The following is a 19,840-nucleotide window of genomic DNA, read 5'->3' on the forward strand; positions in this document are numbered from 1 at the left end:
GTAATTTAGTTAGTATTAGACAAGAAAAGCCCCAAATTGGGGCTTTTTATTTATATCATTGAGATTCTTCTTTATTTTTCCTTGCTTCCTTTTATTGGCCTGGAAGTATCTGGTAAAATTAAATTCAATATAACTCCTACCAAAGAAGCAAGACCAATTCCTGCCAAAGAGAAGGTTCCATATGAAATTTGTGCTCCACCAATTCCTACGGTTAGCACAATAGAAATAATCACCTGATTTCTGGTTTTTGAGAAATCTGTCTTGGCATCAATTAATGTTTTGATTCCAATACTGGCAATCATACCGAACAACAGCAACATAATTCCACCCAAAACGGCTTGTGGAATTGTTTTAAGAAATGCACTTACTTTTCCGATAAGGGAAAATACTACTGCCGTAATTGCAGCAATTCTCAATACTCGCGGATCGGTAACTTTAGTTAATGCTATTGCTCCGGTTACCTCAGAATAAGTTGTATTTGGTGGTCCGCCAAAAAATCCAGCGAAAGCTGTAGCAATACCATCACCAAGCAGAGTTCTGTGCAAACCTGGATCTTTTACAAATTTCTTATTCGCCACTCCTCCAATCGCATACATATCACCCACGTGTTCTATAATCGGGGCAAAAGCAACAGGAAGCATATATAACACAGCACCCCAGTTTAATTCCGGACGAACAAAATCAGGCAACGCAAACCATGCAGCATCATTAATTGACGTAAAATCAACTTTCCCTAATACTATAGAGAAAATGTAACCAACAATAATTCCCACAAAAATAGGAATCAGCTTAATCATTCCTTTGCTGTAAACCACAATTAGAACTGCAGTTAATAAGGAAACAGAAGAAATAATCCAATTCGTTTTTGCCATATTTACAGCAACAGGAGCCAGTGAAAGACCAATAATCATGATTACAGGCCCCACCACAATAGAAGGAAATATTTTCTCGATTACGCCTAAGCCCCAAACTTTTATTATTGCAGAGACAACGCCATACACCAAACCAACGGCAATTAAACCAGAAAGAGCTCCCGGCAAACCATACAATTCCGTAGCGGCTACAATTGGAGCAATAAATGCAAAACTACTGCCCAAAAAAACAGGAACCTTACCTTTTGTGATTAAATGAAAAATCAAGGTTCCGATTCCTGCTGTAAATAATGCGACTGATGGGTCAATACCGACTAATAACGGGACAAGGACTGTTGCGCCAAAGGCAACAAATAAGAACTGAATCCCGATAATAATTCTTTTCGCGGGACTATCAAAGTTCGGTGTGCTGGTTTCTTGAGACAGGATCATAAAATAGGTTTAGATTTTTTACAAATTGGCGCAAATATAGCAAGGATGCCTCGAAGAACAAATCCGAATAGTTGTTTTTAAAGAAGTTCTCTTTATGATGATCATGCTCAACACACAACAAAACCAAGCGTTTCAAACACTCAGGCTATCGAAATAAAACAATCAAAAAAATGGAAAAAAATTAATGAGCGGGAAAAAACCAAATCAATTCCTGATAAATCTAAAATTATTTAGAACTTGATATCACGAACCATTAACTGAGTTTCAACTTTTCCCATGTACTCATTCTCCTGAAGTGAGTAACAGACATCAAATGGAACACCACTCGAAATTTTAGGATACAAATTCCCCATTGAAAAAGCAATTCCTGCTTTTACATCTCCTTCGCGAATATCGTCAACAACTGAAAGTTTAAGATGTTCCTTATTTCTTCCTACCGGACGACTATAACCATAATCGAGAACTTGTTCGCTCACAAAAACCGGGGTCATGTTTTTTGGGCCGAAAGGCTCAAACTGTTTAATAATCCGGAAAAATTTAGGGGTAATATCAGATAATTTTATATTTGCATCAATCTTAACCTGAGGAACCAACATATCTTCTGAAATGTTATTTACCACATAATCTTCGAAACGTTTTTGGAACTCTCCAACATTCTCGATTTTCATAGTTAAACCTGCAGCATACTTGTGACCACCAAAGTTTTCCAGTAAATCACTACATTCCGAAATTGCATTGTACAAATCAAAACCGTCAACCGAACGAGCGCTGCCTGTAGCAAAACCATTCGATTCGGTAAGAATTACTGTTGGTTTATAATAATTCTCAATCATTCGAGAAGCAACAATACCAATCACTCCTTTGTGCCAGTTACGATCAAAAAGAACAGTGCTTTTTTTAGCAAGCAACGCGTTGCTTTTTGCAACTCTTTCCAACGCTTCATCCGTAATACTATGATCCAATTCTTTGCGATCTTCGTTCATCACATCAATTGTATCTCCTATTAATATGGCCGACTCCTCAGTATCGGCAATCAGCAATTGAACTGCCCGGTTGCCCGATTGAATTCTTCCGGCAGCATTAATTCTTGGACCGACTTTAAAAACAATATCGTTTACTGTCAAATCTTTGTCAACTCCGGCTAAATTCAATATTGTTTTCAAACCTAATCTCGGAGAATTATTCAGTTGTATTAATCCAAAATGGGCCAACACTCTATTCTCGCCGGTAATTGGGACAATATCCGAAGCTATACTAACAGCCAATAAATCAAGCAATGGTATCAACTCCTCAAATGGCCATCCCATTTTCTGAGCCAATCCCTGCATTAACTTAAAGCCAACTCCACAACCCGATAACGCATCACAAGGATAATCGCAATCCAATCTTTTAGGATCGAGAACTGCAATCGCCTCTGGCAAAATATCGCCTGGTGTATGATGATCGCAAACTATAAAATCGATGCCTTTTTCATTCGCGTATGCAATTTTACCAACGGCCTTAATACCGCAGTCCAATGCAATTATCAATTTAAAATTGTTATCCGCGGCGTAATCAATCCCTGCTGTCGAAACGCCGTAACCTTCCGAGTACCGATCAGGAATATAATAATCTATAAAATCGAAGTGTTTTTTAAGATAAGTGTAAACAAGAGAAACAGATGTGGTTCCATCAACGTCATAATCACCATAGATCATAACTCTTTCTTGTTTCTGAATTGCTGTCTCTATTCTTTCAACAGCTTTATCCATATCTTTCATTAGAAAAGGATCGTGCAGATCATCGAGGCTGGGACGAAAAAACTTCTTTGCCATATCGAATGTAGTAATCCCACGTTGCACCAGCAAATCAGCGACTAAACGGTCAACACCAAGTGATTTCATAAGTGTTATAACCGTTCCTTCATCTCCCGGCTCATTGATTACCCATCTCTTTTCCATATTCTAGAATTTGGCTAGCTAAATTAGTCAATTTCAAGCGTCATATCAAACAGTTTAGTGATATGGCTCTTCAAATTATGTTTTACTTCTTCAATATCAAGCTCTTTGCCCAATTCTTTTTTTAAGGATGTTACCCCTTTATCAACAAATCCACACGGATTAATGTACTCAAAATATTTTAAATCGGTATTTACATTAAAAGCAAAACCATGCATGCTTACCCATCTGCTGATTCGCACACCAATAGCACAAATCTTGCGAACAGTCGGCTTTCCAACATCCAACCAAACTCCTGTTGCACCTTCCAACCGCGTTCCAACAATTCCATAATCGGCAATACAATTAATAACAGCTTGCTCCAGAGTTTCGATGTATTTTTTAATTCCCATATCGTAGGTTTCCAAATTTAAGATTGGATACCCAACAATCTGTCCCGGCCCATGATAGGTAATATCACCTCCGCGATTAATTTTATGAAAAGTTGCCTCTTTTGCCTGAAGCTGCAATAAATCAAGAAGCATATTTTGTTCTTTTCCGCTTTTCCCCAATGTATAAACATGTGGATGTTCACAGAACAACAAATAATTGTTTGATAATTTTTTCTGATCAGCCGGAAGATCAGCATTAGCCTGCTTGGATGTCAGAACTTCATTAAACAAGTTCTCCTGATAGTCCCATGCTTCTTTATAATCAATCGATCCCAGATCGCGAAATACAGTCTTAATCATCTTTTAAACTCCGTTTTAAGTTTAACGCATTTACATGACGTTCTGCATGATACGAAGAACGCACCAAAGGTGTACTTTCTACAAATGCAAAACCTTTTTCCAAACCAACAGTTTCATATTTTTTGAATACCTCAGGAGTAATGTATTCCTGAACTTCCAAATGATTTTTTGTTGGCTGCAAATACTGACCAATTGTCATGACTCTGACTCCCACCTCAAGCAAATCATCCATTACCTGATAAATCTCTTCTTCTTTCTCGCCCAAACCAAGCATTATTCCCGATTTAGCGACAATCCCCGAATCTGAAATTTGCTTTAACACCTTCAAACTTAAATCGTATTTTGCTTTGCTTCGAACTTCACGGGTTAATCTTCGAACCGTTTCCAGATTATGAGAGATCACCTCCGGATTCATATCAATCACTCTTTGAATGTCCTCCTCTTTCCCATTAAAATCGGGGATTAAAACCTCAAGTGTAGTTTCCGGAGTAGTTTCTTTTATACATTTTATGGTTTCTGCCCAAATTCCAGATCCTCCGTCTTCCAAATCATCCCGGTCAACAGAAGTTATTACAGCATGTTTTAAGCTCATCAGCTTAATGGAACGAGCCAATCTTTTGGGTTCTTTCCAATCTGCCTCAAGTGGCTTTCCTGTTGGAACGTTACAAAATTTGCAGGCACGTGTACAAATATTTCCTAAAATCATAAAAGTAGCAGTTCCATTTCCCCAACATTCTCCAACATTCGGACATTTCCCGCTCGAACAAATAGTATGCAATCCATTCTCCTTTACTATTCCATTCACGTATGCATAATCGTCACCCTTTGGTAACTGTATTTTCAACCATTCTGGTTTTCTTCTTGTCTTCATTTTACTACTGCTTAATTTTTCCTGATGATTCAAAACTCTTTAAACTCTTTTCATCAATAATTTATAACTGATCAAAACACCACAAATAATCAATTGATTTTCAGTAACAAACACTACAGAAAATTTAATTCCTAAATAAAAATAAATCCACGCAAAGGTATTCGAAACATTTTAACTTTGCATGAAATACCTTATATTTTTGCTTCTTTCGTGAATGCTTCGTTATATTTATTCAATCTAAATACCATTAATTTCATGCAATATTACCAATTATATTTGGCTTTACAATGGCATTTGAAACAACACATTTTTCGTTTAAGAAATAGAAAAATTCAACAGTAAAGAAAATAAGCTTTCTTTTTAAATCTTTTATAAACCCCCTAAGCTGGCAGACACAATCAATTCTCATACTTTTAATTAGCGCAGTCAGCATTAAATCCAATAAGTAAAGCTATTGAAATTAATTATTTGGACAGATTATATTATCTTTGCACCCGAATAAACTTTATTGAGATTAAGATGAATGCGTTAGAACTTAGTGAACAAGAAATCATTAGAAGGAATTCCCTTAAAGAAATGCAGTCTATGGGTATCAACCCATTTCCTGCGGCACAATATCATGTAAACAGCTTTTCTTCAGATATTCTGAAAGATTTCGATCCTGAAAAGAAAAACCTTCAAGAGGTTTGTATAGCAGGTAGAATCATGAGCAGAAGAATTATGGGTAAAGCTTCCTTTCTTGAACTTCAGGATTCGAAGGGAAGAATACAGGTTTACATTACAAGAGATGATATCTGCCCGGGCGAGGATAAAACCCTTTACAACACTGTATTCAAAAAACTGACTGATATTGGTGATTTTATTGGAATCAAGGGTTACGTATTTGTTACTCAGGTAGGTGAAACTTCGGTTCATGCAACCGAAATGACAATTCTTTCAAAATCTATTCGTCCGCTTCCAATTGTTAAGGAAAAAGATGGAAAAGTTTACGATGCTTTCAGCGATCCTGAAATGCGTTACCGTCAGCGGTATGTTGATTTGGTGGTAAACCCATCTGTTAAGGATGTTTTCCTGAAAAGAACGAAAATCATCAACTCGATGCGCGAACTTTTCAACAGCAAGGATTATTTGGAAGTGGAAACTCCAATCTTACAGGCTATTCCAGGTGGTGCTTCTGCCCGTCCGTTCGAAACACATCACAATGCATTGGATATTCCTCTTTACATGCGTATTGCCAACGAACTTTATCTGAAAAGATTAATTGTTGGTGGATTTGACGGGGTTTATGAGTTTGCAAAAGATTTTCGTAACGAAGGAATGGATCGTACTCACAATCCGGAATTTACAGTAATGGAAATCTATGTTGCCTATAAGGATTACAACTGGATGATGGACTTTACTGAAGAAATGATCGAGAAAATTGCGATGGATCTTCACGGAAAAACCAAATTGACTGTTGGCGATAAGGAGATTGATTTCAAACGTCCTTTCAAACGAATCTCTATGCTTGATTCTATTCTTGAATTCACCGGAATTGATATCAATGGAATGGATGATGTACAACTTCGCGAGGTTTGTAAAAAACTGAATATAGAAGTGGATGAAACCATGGGAAAAGGAAAATTAATCGATGAAATTTTTGGTGAGAAATGTGAAGGAAATTACATTCAGCCAACTTTCATTACCGATTACCCTGTTGAAATGTCTCCTCTTTGCAAAAAGCACAGAGACAATCCGGAATTAACCGAGCGCTTCGAACTAATGGTGAATGGAAAAGAACTTTGTAATGCATATTCGGAGTTAAATGATCCTATTGATCAGTTGGAGCGTTTTCAGGAACAAAACAAATTAAGTGAAAAGGGTGATGATGAAGCCATGTTTATTGATATGGACTTTGTTCGTGCTCTTGAATATGGTATGCCTCCTACATCAGGAATGGGAATTGGTATTGATCGGTTAACGATGTTGATGACCAACTCACAATCAATTCAGGATGTATTGTTTTTCCCGCAAATGAGACCTGAGAAGAAAGCGGCTGTTGACAGTGATGATAAATTTATTGCTTTGGGGATTGCTCCTGAATGGATGCCTGTAATTCGTAAAGCGGGTTTTTTAACCGTTAGCGCTTTAAAGGAAGAAAAGTCAACAAAACTTCATCAGGATATTTGTGGCTGGAATAAAAAACTAAAAATGGGATTAAAAAACCCAAGTCAAGAAGAAGTAGCAGAGTGGTTGTCTTAATAATTCCCGCTTTAAAATATTTTCATATCGGAGGTCGGGAATTTCTCCCTTCCTCCGATATTTAGTAAATTAGAGATCTGATCGTTACAGAAATAATTCTCTAACAACACCAGACTTATCAATAAATTCATGAATAAATCATCAAAAATTGCCATAATTGGTGGTGGTAGCTGGGCTACAGCTATTGCAAAAATCTTTATGGAAAATGTAGCAGAAATTAACTGGTACATGCGTAATCCGGATACCATTGACCAATTTAAGGAATTAGGTCATAACCCACGCTACATTACCAGTGCGGAATTTGACATCGACAAAATCAATTTCTCACATAATATTGATGAAATCGTAACAAATTCTGACATCATTGTTTTTGCAATACCATCCGCATTCTTGAAAAATGCACTTAAAAATCTTACGGTAAGCCTTGAAGATAAATTTATTGTATCAGCAATTAAAGGTATTGTTCCCGATGAAAATATGATTATTGGTGAATTCTTTAATGAAAAATACAATGTGCCAATTGACAACATCGGAATAATTTCCGGGCCATGCCATGCGGAAGAAGTTGCATTGGAACGATTATCATATTTAACGATTGCCTCTCAGAATACAAAAAAAGCAAGAGTTTTGGCTCTAAAAATGGAATGTGCATATATTAAAACAACCATTTCCGATGATATTTACGGAACTGAATATTCGGCTGTTCTAAAAAATGTTATTGCCATCGCTTCCGGTATTTGTCACGGACTTCGTTATGGTGATAATTTTCAAGCCGTGCTGATATCAAACGCAATTCAGGAAATTAAACGATTTGTAGATACGGTTCATCCCATCACAAGAGATATTAAAAGCTCAGCTTATTTAGGCGATTTATTGGTCACCTGTTATTCTCAATTTAGTAGAAACAGAACTTTTGGAACCATGATTGGGAAAGGATATTCTGTGAAATTTGCTCAGTTAGAAATGCATATGATTGCCGAAGGATATTATGCGGTTAGTTGCATCAAAGAAATTAATGATAAATACAAGGTTCACATGCCAATTACCATGGCTGTTTATAATATTCTGTACGAAAAAATATCTCCTGCAATGGAAATCAAATTATTAACAGAAGATTTACGTTAAAGTTATTTTTCAATTGTAAATTTGTATTTTGAAAAACTTTTCATTTTACAAAAGTAAAAGTAACGCATTGCATGAATGCAAAATAAGAGAGATCGCAAAAGCATTCGTCAATTATTTTAGTTTGAAATACATTTAATTAATTATACACATTAAACCCATTTCTGTCTTTCGCTCTGAGGGGGTATCGGTTCTGACAGATCTGGATTTTACAACTTAATTTGAAAATAATGGAACACATCAAGTTGAGCTTTGAAAAATCTTTAAACTTCGTAAGCAAGGAAGAGATTTTCAAATTTAAAGAAGAAAGTCAAAAACATTTAACTGCTCTTCAAAAAGGAACCGGTAAGGGAAATGACTATGTTGGTTGGGTAGATTTACCTTCTCAGATTACTGAAGAAGAGCTAAATGATATCGAAGCAACCGCTTTATCTTTGAAAGATAAAGTAGAAGTATTGGTAGTAATTGGTATTGGAGGATCGTACCTGGGTGCAAAAGCTGTTAACGATGCTTTGGCTCATAGTTTCGATCAACTGAATATCGGTAACGAAAATCCGCTTGTATTGTATGCCGGACAAAATATCAGCGAGGACTATCTGTTCGAGTTAATGGACATTTTAAAAGATCTTGAGTTTGGTATTTGTGTAATATCTAAATCGGGAACAACTACCGAACCTGCTATTGCCTTTCGTTTGTTAAAAGAACTTTTGGAAGAAAGTGTTGGCAAAGAGGAAGCTCGTGAAAGAATTATCGCTATTACAGATGCATCAAAAGGAGCTCTTAGAACTCTTGCTGTTCAGGAAGGCTACAAAACATTTGTAATTCCTGATGATGTTGGTGGTAGATTTTCGGTTTTAACTCCTGTTGGATTGCTTCCTATTGCGGTTGCAGGTCACGACATCAAGGAATTGGTAAAAGGCGCTAAATCGATGCAGGAATATTCAATAGCAACAGCATTCGAAGAAAATCCTGCATTACTATACGCAGCTACCAGAAATGCTCTTTACGCAAAAGGCAAAGGAATTGAAATTTTAGCCAATTACAATCCAAAACTGCACAATGTAGCCGAATGGTGGAAGCAACTTTACGGTGAAAGCGAAGGAAAAGAAAACAAAGGTATTTTTCCAGCCAGTGTTGATTTCACAAGTGATTTGCACTCAATGGGACAATATATTCAGGAAGGACAACGTAACATTTTCGAAACTGTTATTTCAATTGCTAAACCCAACCATACTGTAATTATTCCTGAAGATAAAGACAATCTTGACGGTTTGAACTTTTTGGCTGGAAGACGCATTGACGCGGTGAATAAAATGGCAGAATTAGGAACCCAATTGGCTCACGTTGACGGTGGTGTTCCAAATCTAAGAATTGAAATGCCTCAGTTGAATGAATTCTACTTAGGTGAATTGCTTTATTTCTTTGAAATTGCCTGTGGTGTAAGTGGTTACATTCTTGATGTAAACCCATTTGACCAACCCGGTGTTGAAGCATACAAAAGCAACATGTTTGCTTTGCTTGAAAAACCTGGCTTCGAAGAGGAAACTAAAAAAATCAAAGAGAAATTGTAATCTCATTTTCAATACAATACTACAGATAAAAGATCAACTCAAAGTTGATCTTTTTTTATTTCCTCACTTTGTAGCTCTTCTGCTAAACTCTTTTTTGCATCCCTTCGAATCCGTGTTTTTTTCCCCGCAAACTGCCCCAAAAAGAAAGCACTCACCATAATTGGATAGGTGTATAACTGAAAGCCCAAACCAAACAAATGCCGAAACAGAATTACAAATGGAATGGGTGCATGAATACAGACAAACCACATTACTGAGAACTTTTTAAATCCTTGCCTGATAAATCCAAATGGTATATTCAAAATAAAAGTTGAGAGAGCTGCTAAAAGTAAATTTAGTTCCATGCAAACGAATATATTAATAATATCTAATAAAACGGTGCGTAATCTCTTTAATAAAAACAAACTAATATTTACATTTGCCCCAATTAAAAATGCTTTAAATGATGCAGTACTCATCTCTAAACTAGAAGGAAGCTTGTTGGTGATATTCGACAGGAATCGAATTAATTCAGAACCCTTTTTACCTCAGTTAAAAAATTATCTTTAGTAATTGGCATTGCAATATAACCATGACATCCGGCTTCAATACAACGCTCTTCTTCCCCTTTCATAGTATAAGCTGCCTGAGCAATCACTTTTGTATCCTGATTCCTGTTTTTTATTAAAGCCAAACAATCTTTCGTTGATTTACTATAAATGTTCATATCAAGAATAAGCAAATCAGGCATTAATTCATTCAACATGTTTATCATGATATTCTCATTTGAAGCATGAGAAATAGTAACATCTTCACCATCAAATAATTTTTGCAGATAAAGAAACGAGTTATAATCTTCCTCTGCAATTAATACCGATTTTCGGCCCATAGACTTCGTCCGCGTTACAACTTGCGAATCATCAGCACCAATTGTTTCATTTTTAGAATAGGGTAGTGTAAAATAAAAAGTACTGCCCTTTCCAACTATCGATTCAAACCTGATTTCACCTCCCAGAAGCTCAACAAGTCCTTTTGAAATGCTTAAACCCAATCCTGTTCCATCAGTAAACTGCTCTTCATCTCCTTGTCTGAAACGTTTAAAAATAATATCATGTCTGTTTTTAGGTATTCCGCAGCCTTCATCTTTCACATATACTTCGATTACTGTCTGCGACAAATATTCCTTAAAATTATATCCAACTTCCACCTTACCAACTTCTGAAAATTTGATCGCATTATTAAGCAAATTATCCAGAATTTGATGAAACCGATTAGAATCAGTAAAAACAGAAAGTCTCTCATACTCTTCCGGCAAATTCAAAACCAACTCGATATTAGGCTTGCTTTCTAATAACACTCCCCTTTTAACCACCTCTATACTGCTTACAAATAATTCGTGCAAATTGGTTTCCACTCTATGTACCGCCACCTGATCCAATTCCAATTTAGAGATATCTACAATATCATCAATAAGCTGTAACAGTCTATTCCCTGAATTTTGAATAATATTTATATACTGAGATTTTTCAGCATCATCCAATTCTGAATCAACAAGCAATTCTGAAAACCCCATAATTGCATTCATTGGAGTACGTATCTCATGACTCATATTAGCGAGAAAAATCGATTTCAATTTATCACTTTCCTCAGCCTTTTCTTTCGCCTTTAACAGCTCTCTTTCAGCCAGCTTTATATCCGTAATATCTCTTGAAACACCTAGAACTCCGATTAGCTTTCCTTCTACATCGTGCATTGGAGTTTTAATTGTCTCAGTTAGAAGTCTGTTTCCACTGGTAGCTGAAACAGCCCAATTGCTAAAGCGAACGCTTTTCGCACTATTTAAAACCTCCAAATCTTTTTCCCAGTAAAAATCAGCAATCTCCCGCGGATAAAAATCATAATCTGATTTGCCAATAAGAGCATTTCCCTTTAAACCATTAAATTTTTCGAAGTTCCTATTACAAGACAGATATATTCCCTTTGGATCTTTTAACCAAATCATTTCAGGAACAGTTTCAATCAGTATTTTTAAATGAGCTCTTTCATTTTCAACCAACGCCATGGCATTCTTACGCAAAGAAATATCACGGACCATAGCCCAAAATCCTTTGGGCTTACCTTTTTCGTCCTTCAACAAATAGATACGCAGTTCAACAGGAATCAAACTTCCATCTTTTCTTATACACTCCTTTTCATATACTCTGGAACTTCCGGATACGAGAACCTCTTCTTCCATTATTTTCTGATCAAATTCAAGCCACTTTAAAGGGGTTAAATCATGACAATTCATATGCGGCAACTCGTCAGAGGAGTAACCAAGCATTTCTTTGAATGCTGTGTTAAATTCGATCACATTAGCATCCATATCCAAAACAACAAATGCATCATTCATGCTTTCATACAAACGCGAATACTTTTCCTTTGTTCTGCTTAATGCGATTTTATTAGCCCTGTTTTGTAATTGTCGGTTCATGAATAATCCCAGCAACATATTGCCCAGTGGATAAATCGTTAGCAGGGGCCAGGAAATTTGCAGCAAAGTTGGCATGGCTTTTTCTGAAGGCAAAAATACAGAGCAACTAATCATCGCAAAATGAACGGCTACTCCTAAAAGTAAATATTTCAACCAATAAGATTTAACACCGATTTTAGTCCATATTTGTTTCCATAAAATACCTATCACACCTGAACTGATTATAACGGCAATTCCCATAAACATTCCTTCTCCGCCTAAAATAAACCGATAAGTACCTGTAATTAGAATTGCAATAATAGTAGGAATTACACCAAAAAATAACCCGGAAATGGAAAGAATAACTGAACGCGTATCAAAAACGACTCCAGTTGCCATTTCCCAGGAAGAAAGCATAAGAACAACACCAATAGCACCTACAATTCCACCTGCTAATAATTGTTCCCATATGGATTTAAGACCAGTTCTTCTTACCCACAAATAATCATACAACATACTAAATGACAGCAATATTGCAGTATTCTGTATTAAGCTTAGAAACATGGAATTATTCATAAATAAAATAGTAGTAATTTCCTATTGTGGTTATAGTCTATAATAAGAGTGTTTTGTCTCTTATTTACAAAAAATGTATACTTCATTTTCTAAATAAAGTTTTGTTTTCATTCATATTTTATAATAAAAAAAAGAGCAGATTAAATCTACTCTTTTACAATAAAAAATAAAATTGCTTCACTATTTAAGCCATTTCCTTATTCAAATGATGCTTTTCAGTAAACTGATTTATTACATGAGATAATTTTGGATACCCAATCTCTTCCAAATCATAATAAACCCGCGTTGTAGGTTTTTTAATATTGATAATACGATTTAAGTCTATTGGAGTACCAATAATAACAGAATCGCAATCGCTGCTGTTAATTGTAGTTTCCAAATCCTTAAGCTGTTGATCGGAATACCCCATGGCAGGTAAAATATTACCAATGTTTGGATAAATTTCGTAGGTTTCTTTCAACTTGCCTGCAAGAAAAGGTCGGGCATCTATCTCTTCGGCAGCGCCAAATTTGCGTGCAGCAATTGTACCTGCACCAATCTTCATTTCACCATGAGTTAAAGTAGGTCCGTCTTCTACTATTAAAACACGTTTGCCACGAATCAACTCTGGATGATCAACGGTGATTGGTGAAGCTCCATCAACTACGATGGCGTTTGGATTTGCCAATGCAATATTTTCGCGGACTGTTTGAATTCCTTCCGGAGTGGCTGAATCCATTTTATTAATAACAACAACATCAGCCAACCGGAGATTAACTTCTCCCGGATAGTAATTCATTTCGGCTCCCGGACGATGAGGGTCCGCAACTGTAATTGTTAAATCCGGTTTGTAAAAAGAGAAATCATTATTACCTCCATCCCACAAAATAACATCACATCCATCCGGATCTTCCTCTGCCGCACGAACAATCGCCTCATAATCAACCCCAGCGTAAATTATATTTCCACGAGTAACATGTGGTTCATATTCTTCCATTTCCTCAACAGTACAATTGTGTTTTTTCAAGTCATCAACTGTTGCAAAACGTTGTACTTTTTGAGCAACCAAATCCCCATAAGGCATTGGGTGACGTATTGCAATCACCTTTAGTCCTTTATTCATTAATTCTTCAATAACCTTTCTAGATGTTTGTGATTTACCACAACCGGTTCTTGTTGCAACCACAGCTATAACAGGCTTATGACTTTTTATCATTGTATCACCAGGTCCTAATAACTTAAAGTTAGATCCTGCCGCGTTAACAATCGCACTAACGTTCATTACTTTTTTATACGGAACATCCGAATAAGAAAAAACACAATCATCTACACAATGTTCTTTAATCAATTTAACCAAATCCTCTTCTGCATAAATTGGAATTCCCTCCGGATACAATTCTCCGGACAATTCGGCAGGATATTTTCTTCCATCAATATCAGGAATTTGAGCTGCAGTAAATGCAACTACATTGTACTCCGAGTTGTCTCTAAAGTAAGTGTTGAAATTGTGAAAATCACGACCTGCAGCACCAATAATAATGACATTCTTTTTAGCCATAACTTTTGTTTCTTAAGTTAAAATTAATATTAGGTATGAACACTTAAAATTAAAACTTTAAAGGATTTTCTCTAATTTTAACGACTTTAAGTTGTAGATTTTGAGCCTGTTGCTTAACACGAGCAAAAAAATTGACTTTGTCACAAAACTGTCATAACTTATTTAGTTTTTCCGTTGTTATAAAACTTTTTAACTTCCATATTGTCAATACCCAAACACTTTCCCTTAAAAAAAGAAAATACAAAAATTAATTGAAATTATTATTTATTGCTTATTTTGGGGAAACAAGACTGATGAAACATGAATTTTTTAGCACACCAATACCTTTCAGGTAATTCGGAAAAAGTGAAGATTGGGAACTTTATTGGTGATTACATTAAGGGTAATAAATACAAGGATTATCATCCCGAAATTCAAAAAGGAATTCTCCTGCATCGAAATATTGATCACTTCACTGATCATCATCCAATTGTTTTACAAAGCTCAAACAGACTTAAAAATGGATATAAAAGATACTCAGGAGTTATTGTCGATATGATATATGACCATTTTTTAGCAAAAAAATGGAATAAATATCATACTCAGCCCATTTCAAGCTTTGTCAACAAATCACATGAAATATTAGTGAAGAACTATTTGATTCTTCCTCAGAAAGTAAAACTATTTCTTCCTTTCTTAATTCAAAGCAGAAGATTAGAAAGCTATTCAACAATTGACGGTTTACAAACTGCATTACAAATCATGTCACGCAGAACCAGTTTGCCCGATCAGACCGATTATGCAATAAAAACACTCCTCGATCAATATGAAGATATTGAAACTGAATTTGACTGCTTCATGAGTGATCTTATTAGCTATGTCAGCAATGAACATCAAATTATCGTAGCAACTCCATACGATTGGCATCTAAACGAAGAAATACGAATAACAAAATTGTAAACGCCCACAAGGAAGATCCTCCATAACTAAAAAATGGCAAAGGAATTCCTATAACCGGAGCAAGGCCAATTGTCATACCAACATTTATTGCCATATGAAAAAACAATATACAAGCTACGCCATATCCATATATCCGACTAAAAGGAGATCGTTGCCTTTCGGCCAAAAACAACAAACGAATTATTAACAGTAATAGAAGGGATAAAACTGCAGTAGAACCAATAAATCCCCATTCTTCGCCTACCGTACAGAAAATAAAATCGGTACTTTGTTCGGGAACAAATTTAAATTTCGTTTGTGTTCCATTCAAAAATCCTTTTCCTGAAAATCCTCCGGATCCAATTGCAATTTTTGATTGAGCCACATTATATCCCGCACCGGAAGGATCCGACTCAATTCCTAACAAATCGTTTATACGTTCTTGCTGATGAGATTCCAAAACATTTTCAAACAAATAACTCACCGAAAATGTAAGAAACAAGCTGCCAACAGCAATCAACAAAACCCAAATGACATTCTTAAGTCGTTCTCTATAAATATAATATAAGAAGGGTACAATATTTAAACTTACTGATATTACTAATATCATATAGGTGGAAACATCCAATTGCAAAGCTTTAACTACACCCCAAACCAAACCAAAACCGATAAATAATGCTGACAGACCAATTATTATTTGTTTGAACCGAAGCCCCATAAATTTCAGACATACAAAAGAAAATCCTAAAATCATCAGAAGCACATATAACTTGGCTAAAAGAAGTGTTACTATAAATAATACTGCTGATAAAAAACCAACAAATAAAACAATACCTGAAAGTCCTTCCCTGTATAACACCAATATGAAAACCACATATACCAAAGCCGATCCGGCGTCTCGCTGCAGAATTATTAAAACAGCCGGAGTGAATAAAATAACTCCTGCTACAACCAAAGACTTAAATTTGTGTATTTTAAAATTAAACTGGCTTATGTATCGTGAAATAGCCAGACAAGTTGCAAATTTAGCAAACTCTGCAGGTTGTAAACGAATTCCGCCAATCTCAAACCATGATCGGGCACCGTTGACCTCCCTTCCAAATATTAGTACGGCAACAAGTAGGAAAATCATGACCAAATAGGTGGGATAAGCGAATGCGGAGAAAAATTTACCTTCTATAATCAGAATAACCATCGCGAGGAAGAAAGCTGCTCCTATCCACATTAATTGTTTTCCATATCTCTGACTAATATCAAAAATACTTTGATGTTCTTCATTGTATACTGCGGCGTAAATATTTATCCATCCAAGAAAAACAAGCAGAACATATATAAAAATTGTCCACCAATCCAGATTCTTTATTAAACTTACCTTTCTTGTCATCCCAACGTTATTATTTATTCAATAACTCCTGCACTGGGAGCTGCTGCCTGATTAATTAAATCAGCATCAAGCATCCTCTTTTCCAGCCATTTTTTGTTTTCAGAAATCTCCCCTTTTAGATATTTCTCGATCATTAAACCTGAAATCGGGGCTGCATATCTACTTCCCCACACTCCATTTTCAACATAAACAACAATAGCAATCTTCGGATTTTCTCTTGGCGCAAATGCAACAAAAACAGAATGATCTGCTTCGTCGGAATTCTGAACTGTTCCTGTTTTACCACACACACGAATATCTTTAATCGCTGCCAATGCTCCAGTACTTCCCTCACCTCCTGTAACTACCATTTCCATACCATCAATTACAGGTGTAAAATTAGAAGAGTCTACACTGGTATAATGTTTTTCCAGATACTTTTTCCCCAAAGCCCCATCCTCTCCAACAGCCTTTACGATATGAGGAATATAATAATAGCCTCTATTGGCAATTGCAGCTATCATATTTGCCATCTGCATTGGTGTTATCTGCAATTCACCCTGTCCTATTGCAAGGGAGATTGCATTTAAGGCCCTCCAATTCTTACGATACTTAGTCTGATAATATTCGTTTGTGGGAATAGAACCTGTTTTTTCATTCGGTAAATCAATGCCAAGTTCACTTCCAAAACCAAAAGAAGTGACATCCTTTCTCCATGCAGTATACCCATCCTGAACAGAACCAAACTTAGGACTTTCCAAAATGTAACGAAATACATTTGCAAAGTAAGCATTACAGGATTGCTGAATTGCATGACGCAAATCCAAAGGAGATGCATGAGAATGACATCCCATCGTAAAATTACCAACATGATAACCACTGTGACATTCAAATCTTGTAGCAGGGCTGATTACATTTTCCTGAAGAGCAACCAAAGCATTTACTAATTTAAATATTGACCCTGGAGGATACAGCGCTTGCATTGTTCGATCAAACAAAGGCTTCAATGAATCATTTTGAACCATCATCTGATAATTCTTATTCATTGCACGCCCAACAAACATTTCAGGATCATATCCCGGACTGGATACTTTTGCTAATATTTCACCAGTGTGGGGTTCAATCGCAACAATTCCGCCTTTTTTATTTTGCATCAACAACTCACCGTATTGCTGTAAATCGATATCTAAACTCGTGTGTAAATTTTTACCTGAGACTGCTTTTTCATCGAATTTCCCATTCCGAAACGATCCTTTTATTCGATTAAAAACATCAACCCAATAAATTTTTACTCCCTTTTCGCCACGAAGTTCTTTTTCATATGTTCTTTCTATACCACTTTTCCCAATATAGTCTCCTTGTCTAAAATACGGATCACTTTTAATCTCCTGATTGGTTACTTCTCTAAGATATCCTAAAGCGTGGGCAGCACTTTTGAATGGATATTTCCGCAATGTTCTCGTCTGAACAAAGAAACCGGGAAATTTATATAACTTCTCCTGCAAAACAGCATATCTTTCAGACGAAAACTGTTTTAAAAAAATAGATGCCTTTCGATAAGAATAATGCTTTGCCTTAGCAATTCCTTCAATTAATTCTAATTTTTCTATTCCCAATAATTGGCAAAAATCTGTGGTGTCAAAAACTCCCAATTGCCTGGGGATCAACATCAGATCGTAAGCTGCCTGATTGTACACCAACAATTTTCCATTCCTATCATAAATTAATCCCCTTGCCGGATATTGTGTTACCTGCCTTTGAGAATTATTCTCAGCAGATAATTTATAGGTGTCATCAATTATTTGAAGGTTAAATAAACGGATAATGAAAATTAGAACAACCAGAATGATTATTCCGCCAATAATATATTTTCGGTTTGAGAAATTATTCATTTTATATTATTAATTGATCTATTTTTTAAAAAGTAAGAATTGAGATGTAATGAGTAAGCTTAAAGTAAAGAATGTACTAAGAATGATTCTGGTTATGGTTTCACTTAGATTGGAAAAAGAAAATACTTCTATAAAAAACAAAAAGCTATGATGAGCAATTACTAATATCAAGCAATACTTAAAGAACCATCCAAATCCATAATGAAGAATACTCGGCGTTGTCCCTTGTTCATAACCATCTCTTACTGACAAATAATTTAATATGTATGGACGCAAGTACGCCATAAAGACACTGGCGGATGCATGCATACCAAGAGTATTGGAGAAAAGATCTACACTTAATCCCAAAAAAAACGACAAAACCAACAAAAGCCAGTTCGGAGTCTCAAATGGAAGTAATAAGATGAATAAGATATACATATAAGGATTTAAAAAACCACTTATTTGAATATTATTTAATATGGCAACCTGGATAAATACAAGAACCACAAATCTTATTATATTTTTTACGATCTGATTCATTCGACCACCTCCTTTTCAAGTTCCAAGCGTTCAGTTTTCATCAAATCACCAATAACTTTCACGTATGACAGACTTTTAAAATCATTGGAAAAGGCGATTCTCAATTCATGAAAATTACCTCCTGAACTTGGCAAAATTTCCTGTACTGTACCCAGCAATATTCCCTCTGGAAAAATTGATGAATAACCACTGGTAACAATTGTATCTCCTGTCTGAATTAACACATGTATCGGAACTTCATACAAACGTGCTGATTTATAATCTCTTCCATCCCAGGAAAGGGAACCAAAATAATTGTTCTTCTTAATTTTAGCCGAAACACTTATTCGGCTATTCAATAAAGAAATTACGGTCGAAAAATTATTTGAAACACTTTTTACAACACCAACAACACCATGATCTGTAACTACAGCCATCTCTGGCTGAATTCCATTTAACTTGCCTTTATTCAAAGTAATATAATTCAGTTGTTTATTAACAGAATTATTAATGATTTTGGCGGTTCGATAAAGGTATTGCTGTTGATATAAAGAATCATTATAAAGAACAGACGAATCGACTGACATCTTGTATGATTCAGCCAGAATATTTTTCAATCGGGTATTTTCTTTATTTAATTCTTCGTTTGTTTCAGCCAAAGCCAAATAATCGGTCATGGAAGAAACTTTCTCATAAAGACTTCCGGTAAGGGCGTTACTCGAATTCAGGTACTCTGTCTTTTGATAGTTATTGTAGCTGACTAACAATAACATGCAAAAAATTTCAATTACAACAAAAATGATCGTAAAATGAAATCTTACGATAAAATGTAATAAATTCTTCAT

15 protein-coding genes are annotated in these 19,840 nt (G+C 35.6%); 4 read left to right on the plus strand and 11 right to left on the minus strand.

The genetic code is table 11. The features are described from left to right. Nucleotides 1-71: 71 nt before the first annotated feature. The 4 genes from ACY0M5_RS00650 to lipA form a co-directional block, all read right to left on the minus strand. Nucleotides 72-1,304, minus strand: a complete 1,233-nt coding sequence (locus ACY0M5_RS00650) for a uracil-xanthine permease family protein (RefSeq protein ID WP_461630480.1) — start codon at nt 1,302-1,304, stop codon at nt 72-74. A gap of 230 nt (nt 1,305-1,534) precedes the next feature. Next, entirely contained in the window at nt 1,535-3,244 is a 1,710-nt protein-coding gene (gene recJ, locus ACY0M5_RS00655; protein WP_461630481.1) for a single-stranded-DNA-specific exonuclease RecJ, read from the minus strand. A 23-nt stretch (nt 3,245-3,267) separates the two neighbouring features. After that, on the minus strand, nt 3,268-3,972 hold the full coding sequence (lipB, locus tag ACY0M5_RS00660; protein ID WP_156195645.1) for a lipoyl(octanoyl) transferase LipB: 705 nt from the start codon (nt 3,970-3,972) through the stop codon (nt 3,268-3,270). Further along, nucleotides 3,965-4,876 carry a lipoyl synthase gene (gene lipA / locus ACY0M5_RS00665; RefSeq protein WP_461630482.1) on the minus strand — a complete coding sequence of 304 codons (912 nt, stop codon included), beginning with the start codon at nt 4,874-4,876 and terminating at the stop codon, nt 3,965-3,967. Before lipA ends, lipB begins: the two co-directional genes overlap by 8 nt. A gap of 486 nt (nt 4,877-5,362) precedes the next feature. Here lipA and lysS point away from each other — a divergent pair, with 486 nt between their 5' ends. The 3 genes from lysS to ACY0M5_RS00680 all read left to right on the plus strand — a co-directional run bounded on the left by lysS (nt 5,363) and on the right by ACY0M5_RS00680 (nt 9,777). Beyond that, nucleotides 5,363-7,084, plus strand: coding sequence for a lysine--tRNA ligase (gene lysS / locus ACY0M5_RS00670; protein WP_124992567.1), 1,722 nt, complete (start codon nt 5,363-5,365; stop codon nt 7,082-7,084). 129 nt (nt 7,085-7,213) lie between these two features. Next, the gene (locus tag ACY0M5_RS00675; RefSeq protein ID WP_124992568.1) at nt 7,214-8,209 is read left to right on the plus strand and encodes an NAD(P)H-dependent glycerol-3-phosphate dehydrogenase; all 996 of its coding nucleotides are present in this window, start codon (nt 7,214-7,216) and stop codon (nt 8,207-8,209) included. A gap of 227 nt (nt 8,210-8,436) precedes the next feature. Continuing rightward, nucleotides 8,437-9,777: a glucose-6-phosphate isomerase gene (locus ACY0M5_RS00680; RefSeq protein ID WP_156195648.1), complete on the plus strand. Its 1,341-nt coding sequence runs from the start codon at nt 8,437-8,439 to the stop codon at nt 9,775-9,777. A 38-nt stretch (nt 9,778-9,815) separates the two neighbouring features. Here ACY0M5_RS00680 and ACY0M5_RS00685 read toward each other — a convergent pair whose 3' ends face one another. From ACY0M5_RS00685 to ACY0M5_RS00695, 3 genes are all read right to left on the minus strand, one after another. Then, nucleotides 9,816-10,121 carry a hypothetical protein gene (locus ACY0M5_RS00685; RefSeq protein ID WP_191991604.1) on the minus strand — a complete coding sequence of 102 codons (306 nt, stop codon included), beginning with the start codon at nt 10,119-10,121 and terminating at the stop codon, nt 9,816-9,818. 161 nt (nt 10,122-10,282) lie between these two features. Next, a complete protein-coding gene (locus ACY0M5_RS00690; protein WP_461630483.1) occupies nt 10,283-12,784 on the minus strand; it encodes a PAS domain S-box protein in 2,502 nt (833 codons plus the stop codon). A gap of 184 nt (nt 12,785-12,968) precedes the next feature. Then, nucleotides 12,969-14,321 (minus strand): cyclic 2,3-diphosphoglycerate synthase, encoded by a 1,353-nt coding sequence (locus ACY0M5_RS00695; RefSeq protein WP_461630484.1) that lies wholly within the window; start codon nt 14,319-14,321, stop codon nt 12,969-12,971. Between the two features lie 300 nt (nt 14,322-14,621). Here ACY0M5_RS00695 and ACY0M5_RS00700 point away from each other — a divergent pair, with 300 nt between their 5' ends. Next, a complete protein-coding gene (locus tag ACY0M5_RS00700) occupies nt 14,622-15,260 on the plus strand; it encodes an acyl carrier protein phosphodiesterase (protein WP_124992572.1) in 639 nt (212 codons plus the stop codon). On the opposite strand, the gene rodA is transcribed toward ACY0M5_RS00700, so the two are convergent. From rodA to mreC, 4 genes are read right to left on the minus strand one after another with little or no spacing between them, the layout of a single operon-like run. Continuing rightward, nucleotides 15,199-16,623, minus strand: a complete 1,425-nt coding sequence (gene rodA, locus ACY0M5_RS00705) for a rod shape-determining protein RodA (protein ID WP_124992573.1) — start codon at nt 16,621-16,623, stop codon at nt 15,199-15,201. The two genes, ACY0M5_RS00700 and rodA, sit on opposite strands and share 62 nt — an antisense overlap. 14 nt (nt 16,624-16,637) lie before the next feature. Continuing rightward, nucleotides 16,638-18,494 carry a penicillin-binding protein 2 gene (mrdA, locus tag ACY0M5_RS00710; RefSeq protein WP_461630485.1) on the minus strand — a complete coding sequence of 619 codons (1,857 nt, stop codon included), beginning with the start codon at nt 18,492-18,494 and terminating at the stop codon, nt 16,638-16,640. An 18-nt stretch (nt 18,495-18,512) separates the two neighbouring features. Continuing rightward, nucleotides 18,513-19,016: a rod shape-determining protein MreD gene (gene mreD, locus ACY0M5_RS00715; RefSeq protein ID WP_124992575.1), complete on the minus strand. Its 504-nt coding sequence runs from the start codon at nt 19,014-19,016 to the stop codon at nt 18,513-18,515. After that, nucleotides 19,013-19,840, minus strand: a complete 828-nt coding sequence (gene mreC, locus ACY0M5_RS00720) for a rod shape-determining protein MreC (RefSeq protein ID WP_124992576.1) — start codon at nt 19,838-19,840, stop codon at nt 19,013-19,015. Before mreC ends, mreD begins: the two co-directional genes overlap by 4 nt.

Origin of the sequence: Labilibaculum euxinicum (assembly GCF_963678175.1) — a bacterium.
GTDB lineage: Bacteria > Bacteroidota > Bacteroidia > Bacteroidales > Marinifilaceae > Labilibaculum > Labilibaculum euxinus.

Coding starts and splice junctions, on each gene's coding strand:
- ACY0M5_RS00695 (WP_461630484.1), bottom strand. CDS start 14,321: ATGGCTAAAAAGAATGTCATTATTATTGGTGCTGCAGGTCGTGATTTT.
- ACY0M5_RS00685 (WP_191991604.1), bottom strand. CDS start 10,121: ATGGAACTAAATTTACTTTTAGCAGCTCTCTCAACTTTTATTTTGAAT.
- mrdA (WP_461630485.1), bottom strand. CDS start 18,494: ATGAATAATTTCTCAAACCGAAAATATATTATTGGCGGAATAATCATT.
- ACY0M5_RS00680 (WP_156195648.1), top strand. CDS start 8,437: ATGGAACACATCAAGTTGAGCTTTGAAAAATCTTTAAACTTCGTAAGC.
- ACY0M5_RS00700 (WP_124992572.1), top strand. CDS start 14,622: ATGAATTTTTTAGCACACCAATACCTTTCAGGTAATTCGGAAAAAGTG.
- ACY0M5_RS00675 (WP_124992568.1), top strand. CDS start 7,214: ATGAATAAATCATCAAAAATTGCCATAATTGGTGGTGGTAGCTGGGCT.
- ACY0M5_RS00650 (WP_461630480.1), bottom strand. CDS start 1,304: ATGATCCTGTCTCAAGAAACCAGCACACCGAACTTTGATAGTCCCGCG.
- lysS (WP_124992567.1), top strand. CDS start 5,363: ATGAATGCGTTAGAACTTAGTGAACAAGAAATCATTAGAAGGAATTCC.
- ACY0M5_RS00690 (WP_461630483.1), bottom strand. CDS start 12,784: ATGAATAATTCCATGTTTCTAAGCTTAATACAGAATACTGCAATATTG.
- recJ (WP_461630481.1), bottom strand. CDS start 3,244: ATGGAAAAGAGATGGGTAATCAATGAGCCGGGAGATGAAGGAACGGTT.
- lipB (WP_156195645.1), bottom strand. CDS start 3,972: ATGATTAAGACTGTATTTCGCGATCTGGGATCGATTGATTATAAAGAA.
- rodA (WP_124992573.1), bottom strand. CDS start 16,623: ATGACAAGAAAGGTAAGTTTAATAAAGAATCTGGATTGGTGGACAATT.
- mreD (WP_124992575.1), bottom strand. CDS start 19,016: ATGAATCAGATCGTAAAAAATATAATAAGATTTGTGGTTCTTGTATTT.
- mreC (WP_124992576.1), bottom strand. CDS start 19,840: ATGAAGAATTTATTACATTTTATCGTAAGATTTCATTTTACGATCATT.